This is a genomic window from Bacillus sp. M5A3_1b, from assembly GCF_053345335.1.
This window is the reverse complement of record NZ_JBKEZY010000005.1, coordinates 419,007-437,995: the sequence shown is the minus strand read 5'-3', so window position 1 is coordinate 437,995 and position 18,989 is coordinate 419,007. Positions and strand designations below refer to the sequence as shown.

The window sequence follows — 18,989 nt, the reverse complement described above, 5'->3', positions numbered from 1 at the left end:
ATATAGGAGGGATTATTTTGGAATATAAAACACCATTTATCGCAAAAAAATTAGGTGTTAGCCCAAAGGCTGTTGTCCGGATTGCACAACAATTAAATCTTACGATAGAAAAAAATAAATATGGTCACTTTATTTTCACACAAGAAGATTTAGATCAAATGTTAGAATTCCATCTTTCACAAATAGAGCAGTCTCAAAACTCTCACCCTACTCAAAAAACATCATCAAATGATGTTGAAGAATTAAAAACTCAAGTAAATACAATTGTTCAAGACAAATCATCACATGAATTTGAGCAATTAGCAGCTCAATTAAACACTATTACGCGAAGGCTAGATCGAATGGAAGAACAAATGCAAGATAAGGCAAATGATGTTGTTACGTACCAACTTTTACAACATCGCCGTGAAATGGAAGAAATGTTAGAGCGAATTCAAAAGCTAGAAGCTTCCCTGAAGAAAGAAGAACCAATATATATTACTCCCGATTCAAAACCAACATATGAACGAGAAAAGAAGCCGAAGCGCCGCAAAATGATTTTTAGTATATTTGGATTATAATTTTTAGACCCTTATTAAAATAATAAGGGTCTTTTTTCATGAAGAATGACTTCATATTAAAATAGTATTCTCTTTATTATACATATTCATTTCGCTTTATTTTGTTAACATAATATTCTTACTGTATTCTGCGATTAATGCCTGTGCATGAGCATTCCCTTGAATCACATCTCGAAATTCTTTTAAAGAATACAAATGCGTAGCCCCTTTTCGGGCATGAATTCGCACTGGTACACCTTGTAAAGTATCATGAAACTGAAATGGCTTATCTACCGGTTCAATTGGGAAACCGAGTGTTAATAAATACATATACATTCTTTTTGTCACTGCTGCAATATACCATTCTGCTTTCGTTTCTAATGCATGCATAAATAAAATAGCTGTTAGTCTTTTGAAGTGTCCTCTCCCACGAGACGTTTTCGCAATACTCAACTTGCCTATTTCATACACATTTTTCAAATCTTTCACTAAATCATTTTTAGAAAACGGATAGAAAAACTCAGAATTCGATTGCTCTGGTTCCGTATACTTAATACATTCTACTGTACCAATATGATGTTCATCTTCTATTAATAAAAATCGTGATGGATTTAAATTACGTTCTACGAACATTAAGTTTCTTTCTTCACAAAAATCTCCCCATAGTTGCTCGAACCAAAAATGTTCTTCTTTTGTTTGAACACGCTGGAACATATTTACCCGCCTTTCCCATCGCCGCTCTGTTTTTGATAACGCTTTCACTATCTATCATATAAGAACAAATCTTCGTATGCAACTAAAAATATTTATGACTTATTATATTCTGCAAAACGAATTAAATTCCATCTTAATCGTCTTTTATCCCTCATGTACCGTTCTTCTAACAATATATTTATATTACTTTCAAATTCAAATCGTATAAAGCTGTCTTCCATACAGCATATATTTCTTCTTAATCTAAAAAAATCCTTTATAAAAAAGGATTTTTTTACTTCTTCATGCTTTTTAACCACTTCTCAAAAATTTGTACCATTCCATGTTTTCCGGCTAATTTCTCTTCCCCTTGTTTCGTTTTATATGGATATAATTGCAAGAACACACCACATCCAGACTCAATTTTTTTACTATGCATATGACTTCCTGGATATACACAAATAACTTCATAAATGGCCCTTCGATAATAGACTCTCTTTCCATTCTGTTCTTCTACATATTTTATAGACCAGTACTTATACATTTGCTCAGTTGCCTTCGTATTTCCAACGTGCTGAAAAATGTTGTACATTGGGCTATACTTCACTTCAATAATAATAGAAGATTGATATACGTATTTTCCTTCTTCCTTTACATAACAGTCTAAGCGAATGTCTGGCTTCTTCGTATCTTCTCCATTATAAAAATTACTCCCTTTACTTAATGCAATAAGGGGATGAGTTTCAATTAAATCATTAAATGCGACATGTACTCTAATATCATCTCGGTGTAAAACTACTGTCGTTCCATCCTGTAATCCATCTACATAAAAATGTTCTTGAATTTGTTCACGAATGGAATTTCTAGCCTCAAAACCAATTTGCTCTAACATGGAAATAACGATAAAAAAAGCGTAATATTCATACACTAAAAATGTTGGTTTATAAACAAATAATAAAGATAGAGATTGTTCTGTATATTGTGGAAGTACATCTAAATGCTGTAGTAGTTGTTGATGTGGTATCGGTAAATTATGTGAGTACATGTTACCTGTTTCGGAAACTTCTCTCCAAAATGGAGAATGCATTAAAGTTTGAAAGTATTGTACACTTTCATGTACAAAGTGCGCTAATATTTTATATTCTTGTATCTTCATAGAGCTTTTTCGCAAATCCGCCTCTTTTAGTAAATGAATATTTTTATATTTTTGTTTCTCTCTATCGGTCACTGATCCATTACGCTCAATTGTTTGTATAATCGTTTTTACAGCTTGAAATTCTTCTGATTTCTTCCTTTTTGCTCTTTCTAATATTTCAATTGTTTGACGCAAAAAACTTTCAGCTTCAAGTAAATAGAAATAAAATTGCATCGCTTTAAATTTAAGAAATGCATTTTCCTTACTATTTTTTTGTTCTATAAGCTTACGATTATAATATTTTGCATACGGTTTTCTTTCCGCCACTATGGCTCCTTTTCTCGTTGCTTTCCGCTCTTTTTCTTCCCATTTATATTCATGTATAAATTTTGAACTCGATTCTATTTTCTTAAAAATTTGCTTTATCTTTTTCATTTTTTGCGGCAACTTTCTAAGTAACACTAAATAAGAAGAATCTTCAATATCACTAAGTGCAGAGAAAGTCTTTTTATAATAACCTCTATCTAAAATCAACTCATTCAAAATTGACTTTACATAGTTTTGAATCATTTCAAATTGATCATCAAAAAAATTTTTGGGAACGATTTGAAATGCACCATAATACGTTCTATCTTCTATATTCACTTCAAAATGATATAATCCACAACGCCATGGATAAAAGAATTCCGTTTTTCCATGTTCATATATTAATACCTTTTGTTTTTTTTCATTTATTTCATATTTTGACTCTTTTATATTTTTCTGTCCCTCATATACTTTATTCCATATAAAAGTAATATTCATTGGACTTTCATAATGGTAATGCAATCTAATTGGTTTTAATTCTTGTACTTTATAAATACATTGAACTAATGCTGTAGTAGTTGTACAAAGACGATTTAATAAAATATATTCCCCCTTTGCCTCAGTTCCAATGATTAACTTTAGTACAAAAGGGAGTGTTTCTTTCGTATCAACGATTTCTGTTTCATATCGCCCTTCATTTTGCATAGCCATACAGCTCCAGTTCTCTACGCTTTTCTCTTATATATGCTAAAGAGTGTTCAAATGTAGATACTCTGTTTGCAAGTGGCGATTGCAAAAGAGGTAGTAATGTCGCCCCCCTTTTTACGTCTTCTGAAAGTAAAGACCCAACCATCATTTCAGTACCTCTTATTTTCGTCAATACACGTTGCTTGATTTGTAAATCAAATCCCTCTTCTCTACTGATCATATAGGAATGATTATTTTGGAACGGTATATTTTGCAAGTAAGTAGCGATTGCGTTTGCACATCGAAATGAAATTCCCTTTGATATATCATGTGATGACAATACAACATGTAACTTATCTAATAGTTCTAACTCTTCTTCAGAAAACACCTCAATCATCGCTTTATTCCTGACCCAGCTTATACGAAATTCTCCTGCAGTTACTTTCAAAGGTGGTTGTAATACAATTTTCTCTTGTTCCATACACATCTCACAAAACGGAATCTTTTGTAACGTTATTAAATTCGTCCGATCTAATAATCGATCTGAGAGTTCTTTCGTTGTTTCATCAAAATTTACTGTACCTACAAATATAATATTTTCACCAATTTCAATTGTTGATGGAATTGGATTTTCTTTTTCTTGTACACTTTCATACAAATTTAGAATACGGTTTTGTTTTTCAAGTTGAAGAACAGATAGAAATGGAGTAAACCAATGCTCAATATGTGACATATTCATTTCATCAAAAACGATTATATATAGTTGATTTTGATTTTCTTTTGCCTTCATTAACGCCCTAACTAATTTTGTTTCACTTTCAATAAAAGTACCATTTGGGTGAAGGTAACCAAGTAAATCATGTGGTTCTTGATACGATGGTGAAATCGGAATCCAAACCAATTCTTCCCCATACTGTAATCCAAGTGCTTCTGCATAAGCTTGCACAAATCGAGATTTCCCAGCGCCTGGTATACCACCTAGAATCGTCAACATATTTGTTTTCGCACTTATATGGAAATTATAAATGTCCGTTTCATCCAAATATAGCCCTTTATTACGTACAAAACTTTTTACATACTGTAAAAAGACGGATTCACGCTCATCCCATTCCCATTCATCCTTGTGCACTTTTATTTCCTCTACTTCTACATGCTTACCTTCTTCAGTCATTCGTTTTTTTAATTGCTCATACATGTGATTGCTTACAAAATACAATTGATCTTCTACCGTTATTTCCACATACTTCATCCAGTCATTTAAGTCTATATACTTACATTCCCGCTGCTGTTCAAAATATGCGATTGAACTAATTGATGATGACTTTAAAGATATATTTCCATATAACCTTCCATCGTGCCACAATAATTCAGGAGGCTCAAAGTCTTTCGGATATTTTGGTATTAGAAATGACAAATAGCCATTTCCAAGTTTTCTTTCTAAAGACTCTCCTTTTTTGTATTCGGAAACTTTAGGTACTGGAATCATTTTATAGCCATTGGCCATTTCTCGTGGTTCTTCTGCACAAATTAACTCCACGTATATATGTCCTCTTTCATAATAGAGACGAAACATAACCAATTGCTTTTCTAATTTTCTTTTCTTTAATTCCGAAAAGACTTTTTCATTCTTTTTATTGCTACATAAACCTTCAAATACGGATGGTTCATTTTTTAATTGCTCTTGTAACGTGAATGGTATTGGCGATAGGCATTGTACAAAGAAGTTCTCTCCATTCTTCTCTCTCTCTGCTTTTGTAAACTTTCCGATAAACCTCATATAGTACATTCTTTTTATAAAACTTGGCTGAAGAGCTTTATGTAATCTCACCTTCGTCACCTTCTTTTTTTCATACTATTCTTAGTGTATGAAAGAAATGAAAAACTAGAAACAAAAAACCTGACGTTATCCGCCAGGTTCAAAATTAAAACGTATATTAATGAGATGGAAATGCTTTTTTCTCTTGTAAAATGGCATTATGAGCAATTTTCATTTTAGCAAGTACATATCGTAATCGATCTTCAGCGTTTTCATCTGTATTTTGCTGTAATTCCGCCAAATTCTCTACAGCACTCGCTAAATTTTCAATCACTCCTCGTAGTTCAGGATGATGATTAAAAAAGGATTCTTGCACTAATACTTTCCTTACTTCACTCGCTAAATCAACAATTCTGGTTAACTGTTCTTTTTCTTCCATTTTCATCCCTCCTGAATATCTTATGTATTAAATATTCTCTAGACAAAGAAAAAAGCCCTTTATTTAAAAGGACTTTTACATTTTTATATTTCCAGTTAATAACATATAAAGTGATGTGATAGCTGCGATAACAATTGCCCACATTACATATCTCTCAATACCTTTAAAACAACGATTTCCTTTTTCTTTTCTTGCATACATGTAAACAATAATCCCAATTCCATACACGATTGAAACAAGTAATAAATTTTTCAAACCTGCTGCATATAGAAGCCATACAGAATAAGTAGAAGCAATTAAAGCTAACGAGCCGTTTTTTACTTTTGCATCTTTTAGTTCGTTTGTAATAACTAATTTAAATTGGAATAACGCTGATAATAAATATGGTACTAAAATTGATGTTGAAGCAATAAAATACATAATTTGATATGTTGATTCTGAAAACAGAACGATTATAAATATAATTTGGGCAACGCCATTTGAAATCCATAATGCCATATGAGGCGTTTGTTTTTTATTTGTTTTCGTAAAGACTTTCGGAAACACGCCATCTTTTCCTGCTACGTGGGAAATTTCAGAAACAAGTAAAAACCAGCCTATTAATGTACCTACAAGTGAAGCAACTAACCCAATGTTAATCGCAACGGCGCCCCATGTCCCAACAACATGTTCTAATACATGTCCCATTGACGGGGTTTCTAACACGGAAAGCTCTCCTCTTGTCATCGCTCCCATAGACAAGACAGAAATTAAAATATAAATAGACATTACTAAAATAAGTCCAAGTACTGTCGCTTTACCAACATCTCGGCTATTTTTCGCTCTACCAGATAATACAACCGCTCCTTCAACCCCAATGAAAACCCAAAGAGTTACAAGCATTGTATTTTTCACCTGACCAAGTATAGAGGAAACTGATATAGTTCCTTCTCCCCAAAAATCATGTGTAAATGTATCCCAGCGAAACGCTGTTACCATTACAACAATAAATAATACGATTGGAACTAATTTCCCTATCGTTGCAATAACATTCATAATAGATGCTTCACGAATTCCAAATAAAATTAGAAAATGAAGTGTCCATAATAAAAGTGATGCACCAACGATAGACGCAACATTATTTCCACCTTTAAAAATGGGGAAGAAATAACCTAATGTACTAAACAGTAACATGATTGTTGCAACGTTTCCTAAAATTCCTGCTAGCCAATATCCCCAAGCACTGTTAAATCCGATATATTCTCCGAAACCAGCACGTGCATAACTATAAATTCCGCCCTCAAGCTCCGGTTTTTGTCTTGCTAACGTTTGATATACGAGCGCGAGTGGAATCATTCCCATCGCTGTAATACACCAACCAATTATTATAGAGCCGCTATTCGCTCCTACTGCTAAATCATGCGGTAAACTAAAAACACCGCCACCAACCATCGTTCCGACTACTAATGCAATTAATGGAAAAAACCCTAACTTCTTTTCTATTTGTACCACCCCATCTGTCATTCTAGGTGTTATGTTCGTTCAACTATTAAAGTCACCTTTTTCTCTAATAGACGTTTCTCTTATATTTTTTCAGGAAAACATTACTTATTCTAAAAGAAAATGAAGAAAAATGGAATACTTTTTTGAAAAAATGTATAAGTATGCACAAAAAAACCGTTCATTTTGTAATGAACGGTCATTTCATACATATAAATTTGTATATTTCTTGTAAAATTAACGAAGTAAATTCTCTTTTTGTAAAAATTGTTTCGCAACTTCTTCACTACTTTTCCCATTCACATTTACTTCATAATTCATTTTTCGCATTTCTTCATCTGTAATCTTCCCAGATAATGTATTTAATACTTTTTCAAGTTCAGGATATTTCTGTAACGTCTCTTTTCTTAATAATGGTGCACCTTGGTACGGTGGGAATAACCCTTTATCATCTTTTAGCACTTTCAGTCCATACTGCTCAAGTTCACTATCAGTTGAATATGCATCGATTACGTTAACATCCCCTGATTGAATTGCACTATAACGTAGTTTCGGTTCCATCGTTTTCACATTTAAAAACTTATAGTTATATAATTTTTGCATTCCTTTATAACCGTCTTCACGATCAGCAAATTCTAATGTGAATCCTACTTTAGCATCCTGTGCCATTTTTCCTAAATCAGAAATTGTATTTATATTATTTTGATCTGCTATTTTTTTCGGCATAGCTAGTGCATATGTATTGTTATACTCCATCGGCTTCAACATAACCATATTATATTTCTTTTCCATTCCAATGCGAGCTTGCTCATATACTTCATCCCGATTTGTGCTTTTTGGCTCTTCTTTCACGAAAGTAGATAAAGCTGTTCCCGAAAACTCAGGGTATATATCTACTTCTCCTGATTTCAATGCTTCAAATACAAATGCTGTTTTTCCAAGACCTGGTTTTAATTCTACGTGTAAATCGGTATCCTGTTCAATAAGCTGCTTATACATTTGAATTAAAATTTCAGGTTCTGATCCAAGTTTTCCGGCAATAACAATATCTTTCTTTTGTGTGTTCCAAAGAAAGGGAGAAGCAATCATTATACAAGTAATACATATCGTCAATATAATACGCTTAGAAGAGCGTTTTGGACTCTCAAGCACTCGAAGTACTACATCAAAGAATAAAGCGAGTAACGCGGCTGGTACGGCCCCTAAAATGATAAGCGCATGATCATTTCGATCGATACCAAGTAATATGAGTTTTCCGAGCCCACCAGCACCTATAAGAGCTGCTAATGTAGCTGTTCCAACAATTAATACCATCGCCGTACGAATACCGGCCATAATAATTGGTAATGCAAGAGGAAGCTCTACCTTCCACAGTCTTCTCCAGCTATTCATCCCCATAGCTCTCGCTGCTTCGATTAAAGATTCATCTAACTCCCTTATTCCTGTATATGTGTTTCGTAAAATAGGTAATAGTGCATACACAACTAATGCAATAATGGCTGGGAGCTTTCCAATTCCTACTAACGGAATTAAAAGTCCGAGTAATGCAAGTGATGGCACTGTCTGCATAACCGCAGAAGTTCCTATTATAAATTCAGCCATTCGTTGTTTTCTCGTTAATAAAATGCCAAGTGGCACCGCAATAATTACTGCAAAAAATAGTGAAATAAGCGATATTTGTAAATGCTCACTTAATGCAGTTAGTAATTCTATTTTTCGCTCTTGGAACGTTTGTATAAAATCAGTCACTGTTTAGCCTCTTTCCTTCATTTGTTCAACAATGTAATTAACAATATGACGACTTGTTAAAGCTCCAACATATTGACCATTTTCTTCAACTGGAACGACTTCGTCAGCTCGTACACGAACTAATGCTTCTTGTAAAGAAGAATGCAATGATAATGCATCCCCTTCTACCCGTATACTTTCATCAAGTGGCAATACATCTTCTATACTTTTCCCCTCATACCAAGGTTGTCCACGATTTCCAATGAACTCTTCTACAAACTCATTTTTCGGATTATGTATAATACCTTCTGGTGTATCTAATTGAACTACTTTTCCTTCTTTCATAATACAAATACGATCTCCAAGTGATAATGCTTCTTGCATATCATGTGTTACGAATACAATTGTTTTTTGAATCTTTTTTTGCAATTGTACGATATCCTTCTGAAGCTGTTCCCTACTTAATGGATCTAACGCACTAAACGGTTCATCCATAAGAACGATTTTCGGGTTTGCGGCTAATGCCCTTACGACACCAACGCGCTGCTTTTGCCCTCCTGACAATTCATCAGGCATGCGATCGCGATATACGTCTGGATCTAGCCCGACCATCTGTAGCAACTCATCGACACGAGCTTTTATTTTTTCTTTGCTCCATTTTCTCATTTCAGGAACAACTGCAATATTTTCTGCAATTGTCATATGCGGAAACAAAGCGATTTGCTGCAATACGTATCCTATATTCCAACGCAATTCATTAATATTATATTGTTGAATATCTTTTCCATCGATTAAAATAGATCCTTCAGTCGTTTCAATTAAACGGTTAATCATTTTCATTGTCGTTGTTTTCCCGCAACCACTCGGACCAATGAGAACAAAAAATTCTCCCTTTTTAATTTCTAAATGCAATGAATCCACTGCTTTCATGCCATCTTCATACGCTTTTGACACATGATTAAATTGAATCACAAATACAACTCCTTTAATGTTGTTTCCTTTATTTTGATGGAATACGGCATTCATTTCAAATGATACGCTTTATAATTAAAAAAGAGCTCAAATTTGAGCTCTAACGGTCGAACAATATCGTTTTCATTATTGCAACATATTCACGTACATACATTTTTTTCTTAGAGCGCATTGGTGTTTCAGCAGCTAGTGCCTCCATCTTCATGCCTAAACGCTTTGCAATTATTTTGGTCCTATACAAATGATACGTATTACTTACAACTACCGCATGTTTCACATCATATAAATCCATACTAAACTTTAAATTCTCATACGTATTTGTAGATTGATCTTCCATTAAAATACGATTCTCATCTATACCATGTACCATTAAATAGTTTCTCATACTATGAGCTTCCGGTATATCTTCATCTTCTCCTTGACCACCTGAAACAATTACTTTCGCTTCAGGATGGGAATATAAATATTCCAACGCTACATCCAAACGGTTTTGAAGAGATAAAGACGGTCTATCTCCAAATAACTTTGCGCCTAATATAAGAACGTACGGAGAGTGCTTACTCAATTTTTCACGAGCAACATTCTTCATTCGAAACGTCATATAAAGGATGTATAGTAGAGGTAATAATAAGATTATAAGTAATATCCATTTGTTCATATATACGTTTACACTCCCTTTCTTTTTATTATATGAACACTCCCCCACTTAGCAAAGCTTGAAGTGGGGGTTTCTAACGTTTCAACCTAACGGACGATTAACGTCAGGGGAGTTAACACATTAGCGAGCTGTTTCACGCCTAACCCCTCTATCCCATTTGTCCATGCATTTGGGATTACTTTTCGTAAAATGTTAGCCGCAGCATTTACATCTGCATTAATTAAAGTTTTATTTGCTGAACGATATATGCCGCGCTCTATTCGTTTTCCTGAAAAAGTTGTATTTTGGTCATTTTCTCCAAACGTTGGAATGAAGTCGTTATCCAGAAAACTTGCCTTCGATGTATATGATTCTTCAGTTACAACAACTTGAATGCCTACAGCATTTGCTTTGTATGTAATCATTTGAATCAGTAAATTATGCGGGATATGACAAAACGATTGGTTATTTCTTTTTCCCATATTCGTTTCTTGTTTCCAACTTTTGTTTTGACCAATAACGATTTTACAAACTTCTTCTTCTTGAGCTAGTTTCACGATATGGTGACTAACTTTATGGAAGACGTCTTTTATTTTCAAGTAACGTTTTTGATGAAGTTTTTCTATCCTTTTAGAAGTAAAAGGTCCTTCATTAGTTTGTTTTCCATTTCTAAGAATGCTTGTAAAATGAATCTTCATTTTATTGTAATATTGATTTATGCTTTTGACATGTTTGCCCTTAACAAGGACAGGTTTCATACCTGTGTTTGTTACGATGGTTGCAAGGTTATCAATCCCTAAATCAATACTCATATAACGAGCATTCTCTTCAATAATTTGTTGTTCAGAAGGAACATCAATCACCAATTCCACTACATATTCATTGTATTTTGGAATCACACGAACTTGTTTCAGTTTACCTTCAGTGAAACCTAGTTTCCCAATATTTAATTGCAATTTCGTCTTTGGAAACTTTAAAAATCTACTGTTTTTAATGATGCAATCTTGGTTTGTATACAGAATCTCTTTTTCAGAAGAACGAATATACTTTGGAATCCTAGGCATTCCAGCATATTTGTTTGGATTCTTTTTATAGTCTTTTAAACTAGCAAAAAAAGATTTCCAATTTTGGAACAAACCTTTCATGATTGACTGGCTACATTGCGTAGGCAAAGCTCGATAATCATTTTGAATCATAGCCTTAAATAGTGCATCTAGAAAGTTGTAATCTACATAAGGGTTTTCAAAATTAGGTTCTGAAAACAAATTACATGTAATCTCTTTCTGTTCTTCTTTAGGTTTTAATTTCTCTTTTTCCAATTTCTTCTGATAGGCAAGAAGTTGTGTGTCATTCATCTTACCAATATTTTTATGAATATTATCCAGAACTTCTTTTTGCAAAGGCTGCAACTCTTTTTCTTGTGTTAATCCAGTGTACACCTGGCGTATATAAAAGTTTGTGGTGTTGTACATATTCTTAGCGTTATGACAACATTCTTGAAAATAAGAATACATACGATGCCCTTTTTTAATCCAGATTTGAAGAGTTTTATAGTTTGATGGATTTTCCTTTGTCATTTTATTCACCTCCTTGTTAAGGATATTATAGCAAAAACAGAACGTATGTTTCTGGTTTTTCTTGAAAATAAAATATTTCTTTCGAGAGGACCCCCATCTTCACTTACGTTTAGAGGTGGGAGTTCTCTCGAAAGGCATGATAGAAAAAGCTTGGAAGGCAGAAGTTTTTTTTAAACAATTGATTTATTAGAAACGTTCGTCCCTACTTTACGTTGTGAATATACATAATAAAGAGCAATTCCTAATGATAGAATCAATATACAGCTAAGTACGTAAAACGGGAGCATTACCCCAGCTTTAGATACACCAGCTGTAAACAGCATTAATAATACAATTCGTATTCCTGTACCGATTAATCGAAATAAGCTGTCTACACGTCCCATTACTTCGTTTGGAATTTCCTCCATCATTAATACATTTCTCGCCACTCTTGTACCCGCATTTCCAATTGCATGAAAAATTGCAAGTCCATATAACAACATTACGGAAGGTTCAATAATCATTACGGTAATTGAAATTACATATAGGAACATCGTCATGACGATTGAAATTTCTATTTTGATATATTTCATCATAATTGGAATACTTATTCCCGCAAGAACCGCTCCCACACCATACATCATACCTTCTATCGCGTATACAGAGGCACTGGCTTTTAATATATCTGAAATATATACCGGGATTAAATAATTTGCCATCATAACACCGATAAACGGCATATAAGTCGCAAGTAAAAACCAAAATAACCTAGGACGCTTTTGCATAAAGTGAATCCCTTCGAATAATTGCTTCTTAAATGTTACTTTCCTTTTCACTTCCTTTTTCTTTACGTACGGTATACATAAGAAAAGGATGAAAGCTCCGGCAAAAGTTAACATATCTACTAACAAGATCCATTTTAAAGAAATGATTTCAATTAGGAAGCTAGCAGCCGCTCCTGAAATAACTTGAGTTAACTGTCCTTGTATTTCCATTGTTCCACTTAAATTTTTATAATGTTCTGCTTGAAATATCTCTTGGTTAAACGCAAATATTGTAGGATAAAATAATAAATAGTAAAATGACCCTGCTATATATATAAGAATATAGTGAATAGAATGATAAGGTTGCCCAGTAAATCCCCATATAGCCATCATCCCTATAACAACTATCCCAATACCTTCATTACATAATAATAAAGATTTTCTTGAAAAACGATCAATACTCTGCCCGATAAACGGTGTTAATAAAAACATAATAAGAGTTGCGATGATGGAGACATAACCAAACGTTGTCTCTCCTCCACTCTCTTTAATTAACAACCACGGAATCGTTATCATAACAATACCGGAACCAATAGCTGATAAACTATTGGCCCCTAGAATGAAATACAAGCGTGAATCTTTATACAGAGATGGCATATCACTCAACTCCTAGTTGTTTTTTCACCTCTTTATATACGCTCATATATGCTTTTAATTCTTTAACTAAATCATGAATTAATGGTTTTGCATCTTCTCCCAGTTCACCGTCTTGTACATGAAGTCCATCAAGTACAACTTGTTTTGGGATGGCATTTGCGTATACCCCTCTAGCAACAGTTCGCATACTATTTAATGCGTTAATTCCTCCTTTACCGCCCCCTGCAACAGCCAGTAATGCGACAGGTTTATGGATGAACTCACCACTACTTAAGTAATCTAACGAGTTTTTCAGCGCTCCGCTCATCGCATTATGATATTCTGGTGTACATAGTACTACACCGTCTGCAGTTTTCACTAATGCCTTTAATTTTTTTACCGCTTCTAATTCACGCTGTGATTCTTCCCCGTTATATAAAGGCAGTTCCTCTACTGATAAATCGTATAACTCCCCTTCAAATTGATCAGCAATATATTTTGCCACCACACGAGTTCTACCGAATTTTCTTGGCGTACCGTTAATAACGACTAGTTTCATAATTATTTCTCTCCTTTATTTTTCAGTTATACTTATATATTATCAGAAATTTCTATACAAAACACAATATAAAGAGGGAACTAGCTTGATAAAATAGTATGATAGATGAAAAAAAAACTCATACGAAAGTATGAGTTCTTCACAATTACTTTTCTTCCCCTTTATCGCTCAGTATGTCTATGCTTCTTTTTGCTTCAAAATGGTTATACGCTTTTTCTGCTAATTTAATACGTTCTTCTGGTAATTCTATATATTTCATAACGTTTTCTATTATTTTTTCATACGGAGTAAACACTATTCCCGGCCACTCTATCTCGTCCTCGGGATTACTATTTTCAGAGATAATAAATTTCTTATTTGCCACTGCATAAGAAACTCGAGGAGTTTCAAGAATACCCGATAAGTAAAAATGAATATTTAATATAAGTTTAGACCTAGCAATTAACTCATTTCTAACTATTCCCCACGCATTATTTTTAAAAACAATATTTAAATTCGGGGCAACTACTTTTAATTGATCTAAAATAGCTTGTCGCCTTGGGTTAAGAGCACCTATAAACAGTATATCAATGTCTTCAGTTAACTCTTCATCAAATGCATCTTTTTTTATTTCTAGAGTTGGGGCATAGTTCATTTCCACATGTTTTATTCCTTTTCCTACTCCTTTTTGTTTTAACCATTCTATATTTTGTTTACTATAATCCCAAATTTCCTTATCTTTTAATAACATTAAATAAAGAGGATGCGCATAAGGACTTCCTTCATATAGCTGTTCTAAATTATAAATAATTGCATTTTTCGGGAGTAGATTCGGATTATGCGCATATGTATGCGCTCCAAAAACAATTGTATTTTTCACATTTTCTAGTATTGTTTCTGATATGATTGCTGTATTTCCCTCCTGCTCCAATCGCCATTTCAAAGCTCGCGCGACATCTATGAAACTACCATACGTCTTTGGGCATATAAAAAGACAATAATCATATTCTTTATTCAAATAAGCTTCCATTAGTCTTAAATTATTTTTATATAAATCCACATCCGGATATTTAATTAAAAGCTCACTTGCATGTTTTTTTGCTACTTTATACATTCCAGCATAATAAGCAGCGATGCACCTTCTTAATTCGATTTTTTGCCGATGCTCTTCTGCTACGTCCATGTCTATAAGAAGATTTGCGATACAATACGCTTTTAAATGATCACGATCATAATAATAATCTAGTAGTGGCATCAATTCTTCATACGTATTTCCATGCACTGATTCCCCTAGTTCTAGCGCCCATCGTATTAATTCCATGATTACTCCACTACTCCTTTAACCGAAAATGTATTTAATAAAATTTCGCATTACTTTCTACCATATTTGCTATATGCAACGGTAGCTCTTCTTTTTTCGATTCCAAATATTTTTGTGATACTGCACCTAAATGTTTTTTATGCGGTATATAAAAAGCACTTATAGAAATCTCATAGTCAAATAAGTAATCATACACATGATAATCTACAAATAGAAGATCATTTTTCGGAAAAGGAATTTCCTTCCCTTGCAACGCATACATCAAAGCAATATTATTTTGAGATTTTAATCGATACATTCTTGCAAGTTGGTATAATGGCTCAGCCCGAGTTGGTCTATATTCCCACGCTTTTTGAAAATAAAGAATAGCTAATGCTGTATATTGCTCTTCCTGCGTCTTAGCATTTTCTTTTTCATCCGCTCCTGTTACTTCATATTGTTTATTTGCTGAGCGGTTTGCTAATTGTTCATAACAAAATCCTATTCGCAATAACGAATAGAACACCTCTTCAACCCATCCCCCTGCTTCCACTCGTTTTTTATACCATTTAATCGAATCTTCAAATTGACTTAAATGAAAATAAGTTTGGGCTAAGTAAAATAAATATCTTATATGCAAATCTGGCGTTGTTTCTGGATCACTCAATCCTTGTAACAACAACCGCTCATCTCTCTCAAATTTATCAGCTTTACTACCACCATCCCCAGGATCATTAACGACAAGCGTCTCTAACCTAGCTACCCTCGTATTGTAATTCGCACCAACTTTGGAACGATCTATATCCCAATACTCATGAGTAACACCGACAGATTTCCATGGTAAAGAAGCTTTCAAAAGGCGTGTAAGCCAATACTTAATATGAATATCATATTGCATTGTAAGATAGTGGTCTTCCGTTAAACTAGTCTTATCAAAATCAGGATCAACTTCTAATATCATATCTGCATCTAATATTAATAAATAATCTGCTTCTGGATATGTTTTTTGTGCTAATGAAACTGCTAAACTTCTGTTATAACCAAAATTTTGAAATGGTTCATGATGAACTGTTCCAGGGATTTCATTTTCTTCGCACCAATTTTCAATAATTTCAGGGGTATCATCAGTTGATCCCGTATCACAAATAGAAACAAAATCTACAATTGATTTTGTAGCATTTAAACATCTTTCCATAATTCTAGACTCGTTTTTAACAATCATACAAAGACATAACTTTTTTTCTTCCCCTGCATTCTTCACTTGCTCATTTCCCATTTAACCACCTCATATTTTATTAACACGCTCTTTTCATATGTAACACCATTTCATAGCTACACTGATGACATAATCATCCTTTTACTATTTATGAAAACTTCATTTTATTTATTCTTATTTTTATGTTGGGACATCTTTCATGCTTCCCTTTATATTTGATACATCCAGTACAAATAAACAATGATTGATTGATATTTTCAAATTAGAAATTTCTTAAACTATAAAAAAGAAACTTGCGCCTATGCACAAGTTTCTTTTTAAAAACAACCTTATTTTTTCACAACTTCATGTCCACCGAACTGATTACGAAGAGCTGAAACTACTTTTCCGTGGAATGTATCATCTTCTTGAGAACGGTAGCGCATAAATAATGACATTGCGATTACCGGTGCTGCTGCTTGCAGTTCAAGTGCTGTTTCCACAGTCCATTTCCCTTCTCCTGAAGAGTTCATCACACCTTTAATACCATCCAGTTTTGGATCATCTGCAAATGCCTTTTCAGTTAAGTCCATTAACCAACCGCGGATAACCGATCCGTTTGCCCATACTTTTGCAACATCTTCATAATTGAACTCAAAATCACTTTTATCTAACACTTCAAATCCTTCAGCGATTGCTTGCATCATACCGTATTCAATACCGTTATGAACCATTTTTAAGAAATGACCACTTCCGACGCGGCCTGCATAAGAATACCCATTCTCTACTGCTAAATCTTTAAATAAAGGTTCTAATTGATCGTAAATTTCTTTTTCTCCACCAACCATTAAGCAAGCTCCGTATCTAGCTCCTTCTACACCACCTGATGTACCGATATCAACGTAATGTAAACCAAAGCTTTTCGCTTCTTCCGCACGGCGTAACGTATCTTTATAGAATGAATTTCCGCCTTCAATAACGATATCGCCTTCCTCTAATAATGGATATACATCTTTTAATACTGACTCAACAACTTCTCCCGCAGGTACCATTACCCAAATTGTACGAGGGGCTTCTAATTCAGCAATCATTTCTTTTAATGTATGACGTGCAGTAATTCCTAAAGCCCCAGCCTTTTCAACAAGCTCTTTATTTACGTCATATACAACAACTTCATGTTTGTCTTCATATAAATGTTCCGCCAATGGGAATCCCATTTTTCCTAATCCAATTAAACCTAGTTTCATATTAATCAATCTCCCATTCTATACAAATATATTTAATAACGAAATGAGTCCAAGTGCTACAACAGATAATATTGTCTCCATTGCAGTCCATGTTAATAATGTTTCTTTCACAGTCATTCCGAAATATTCTTTAATCATCCAAAATCCAGAATCATTTACATGTGATAAAATTAATGACCCTGCACCTGTTGCAAGTGCTAGTAGTTCAACATTTACACCTGGTATACTTGCTGCAATCGGCGCAACAATTCCAGCTGCTGTCATCATAGAAACCGTTGCCGATCCAGTTGCGATTCGGATAAGTGCCGCAATTCCCCAGCCTAATAATATCGGTGAAATATGAGATTCTTTCGCCATTTCTGCGATTGTCGTTCCAATTCCAGAATCTAATAATACTTTATTAAATGCGCCGCCTGCACCAATAACTAACAGTATGTTCGCAATAGGCCCAAGGCAATCGTTTGTAAATTGTAATACTTTATCCTTTGAGAAACCTTTTGCATAACCAAGACTAAAGAAAGAGTATATCGTTGCAATTAATAACGCGACGATTGGATCTCCAATAAAGTGCAATACTTGTGCAAGTTGACTTGTTTTGTTTAGTGCTACTTCCGCAATTGATGCACCTAGCATTAGAAATACTGGAAGTAAAATTGTGAACAATGTATTTCCGAAACTAGGAAGCTCCTTCTTCTTATCTCTCTCAATAAATTGCTCCGCTATATCTAATGGTACTTCTTTATGTATACGAGCACCAATCCATTTCCCGTAAAGCGGACCTGAAATGATTGCAGTTGGAAGTCCGACGATTAAAGCATATAAAATTGTCTTCCCTACATCTGCTTTAAAAATACCTACTGCTGCCATCGCTGCTGGATGTGGCGGAACGAGTCCGTGTACAACAGATAAACCTGCTACTAGTGGTATACCAATTGTAATAAGTGATACCCCTGTTTCTAACGCAATTGTAAATACTAATGGAATTAACAGTACAAATCCAACTTGGAAAAACACTGGAATCCCTACTAAAAATGCAACGAACATCATTGCCCAGTGAACACGTTTCTTCCCAAAACGATTAATTAATGTGTTAGCAATTCGTTCAGCACCGCCAGATTCGGCCATCATTTTTCCAAGCATCGTTCCTAATGCTAATACTATCGCTAAAAACCCTAACGTATTACCAAGCCCTAGTTTAATAGAATCGATAATCCCTGGATCTTTTGGGGAAGTTCCAATCAATGGCATTCCCATTGCAAGTCCTACACCAATTGCTGTTAAAATTAACGCGACAAACGGATGCCATTTTACTACTGTAATAAGTAAAAGTAGTATGACAACTGCCGCTAGTACGATTCCAACTACCATTTCTCCCAATCCCC

16 protein-coding genes are annotated in these 18,989 nt (G+C 34.1%); 1 reads left to right on the top strand and 15 read right to left on the bottom strand.

Annotated elements, in window-relative coordinates:
* Positions 1–17: 17 nt before the first annotated feature.
* Positions 18–560: a chromosome-anchoring protein RacA gene (racA, locus tag ACLBWW_RS17135; RefSeq protein ID WP_000456016.1), complete on the top strand. Its 543-nt coding sequence runs from the start codon at positions 18–20 to the stop codon at positions 558–560.
* Between the two features lie 96 nt (positions 561–656).
* Here racA and ACLBWW_RS17130 read toward each other — a convergent pair whose 3' ends face one another.
* The 15 genes from ACLBWW_RS17130 to ACLBWW_RS17060 form a co-directional block, all read right to left on the bottom strand.
* Positions 657–1,253, bottom strand: coding sequence for a hypothetical protein (locus ACLBWW_RS17130; RefSeq protein ID WP_000487799.1), 597 nt, complete (start codon positions 1,251–1,253; stop codon positions 657–659).
* Between the two features lie 274 nt (positions 1,254–1,527).
* Positions 1,528–3,378, bottom strand: coding sequence for a hypothetical protein (locus ACLBWW_RS17125; protein ID WP_262721124.1), 1,851 nt, complete (start codon positions 3,376–3,378; stop codon positions 1,528–1,530).
* Positions 3,368–5,188, bottom strand: a complete 1,821-nt coding sequence (locus tag ACLBWW_RS17120) for an AAA family ATPase (protein ID WP_141545776.1) — start codon at positions 5,186–5,188, stop codon at positions 3,368–3,370. Before ACLBWW_RS17120 ends, ACLBWW_RS17125 begins: the two co-directional genes overlap by 11 nt.
* Positions 5,189–5,294: 106 nt before the next feature.
* Positions 5,295–5,555 carry a hypothetical protein gene (locus ACLBWW_RS17115; protein ID WP_000391452.1) on the bottom strand — a complete coding sequence of 87 codons (261 nt, stop codon included), beginning with the start codon at positions 5,553–5,555 and terminating at the stop codon, positions 5,295–5,297.
* A 75-nt stretch (positions 5,556–5,630) separates the two neighbouring features.
* Entirely contained in the window at positions 5,631–7,058 is a 1,428-nt protein-coding gene (locus ACLBWW_RS17110) for a basic amino acid/polyamine antiporter (protein ID WP_000129474.1), read from the bottom strand.
* Positions 7,059–7,271: 213 nt separating this feature from the next.
* Positions 7,272–8,783, bottom strand: coding sequence for an ABC transporter permease/substrate-binding protein (locus ACLBWW_RS17105; protein WP_000129146.1), 1,512 nt, complete (start codon positions 8,781–8,783; stop codon positions 7,272–7,274).
* Positions 8,784–8,786: 3 nt separating this feature from the next.
* Complete coding sequence (locus tag ACLBWW_RS17100; protein ID WP_048546583.1) at positions 8,787–9,734, bottom strand: ABC transporter ATP-binding protein; 948 nt, start codon at positions 9,732–9,734, stop codon at positions 8,787–8,789.
* Between the two features lie 100 nt (positions 9,735–9,834).
* On the bottom strand, positions 9,835–10,392 hold the full coding sequence (locus ACLBWW_RS17095) for a YdcF family protein (protein ID WP_048546580.1): 558 nt from the start codon (positions 10,390–10,392) through the stop codon (positions 9,835–9,837).
* A gap of 86 nt (positions 10,393–10,478) precedes the next feature.
* Positions 10,479–11,948: an RNA-guided endonuclease InsQ/TnpB family protein gene (locus ACLBWW_RS17090; protein ID WP_098977512.1), complete on the bottom strand. Its 1,470-nt coding sequence runs from the start codon at positions 11,946–11,948 to the stop codon at positions 10,479–10,481.
* Between the two features lie 170 nt (positions 11,949–12,118).
* Positions 12,119–13,348: an MFS transporter gene (locus tag ACLBWW_RS17085; protein ID WP_048541242.1), complete on the bottom strand. Its 1,230-nt coding sequence runs from the start codon at positions 13,346–13,348 to the stop codon at positions 12,119–12,121.
* Between the two features lies 1 nt (position 13,349).
* Complete coding sequence (locus ACLBWW_RS17080) at positions 13,350–13,886, bottom strand: NADPH-dependent FMN reductase (protein ID WP_048541240.1); 537 nt, start codon at positions 13,884–13,886, stop codon at positions 13,350–13,352.
* A 145-nt stretch (positions 13,887–14,031) separates the two neighbouring features.
* The gene (locus tag ACLBWW_RS17075; RefSeq protein ID WP_048541237.1) at positions 14,032–15,186 is read right to left on the bottom strand and encodes a hypothetical protein; all 1,155 of its coding nucleotides are present in this window, start codon (positions 15,184–15,186) and stop codon (positions 14,032–14,034) included.
* A gap of 34 nt (positions 15,187–15,220) precedes the next feature.
* Entirely contained in the window at positions 15,221–16,441 is a 1,221-nt protein-coding gene (locus tag ACLBWW_RS17070) for a tetratricopeptide repeat-containing glycosyltransferase (protein ID WP_048541234.1), read from the bottom strand.
* Positions 16,442–16,710: 269 nt separating this feature from the next.
* Positions 16,711–17,607: a phosphogluconate dehydrogenase (NAD(+)-dependent, decarboxylating) gene (gnd, locus tag ACLBWW_RS17065; protein WP_048541232.1), complete on the bottom strand. Its 897-nt coding sequence runs from the start codon at positions 17,605–17,607 to the stop codon at positions 16,711–16,713.
* Between the two features lie 18 nt (positions 17,608–17,625).
* Positions 17,626–18,975 (bottom strand): GntP family permease, encoded by a 1,350-nt coding sequence (locus ACLBWW_RS17060; RefSeq protein ID WP_048541230.1) that lies wholly within the window; start codon positions 18,973–18,975, stop codon positions 17,626–17,628.
* Positions 18,976–18,989 lie beyond the last annotated feature (14 nt).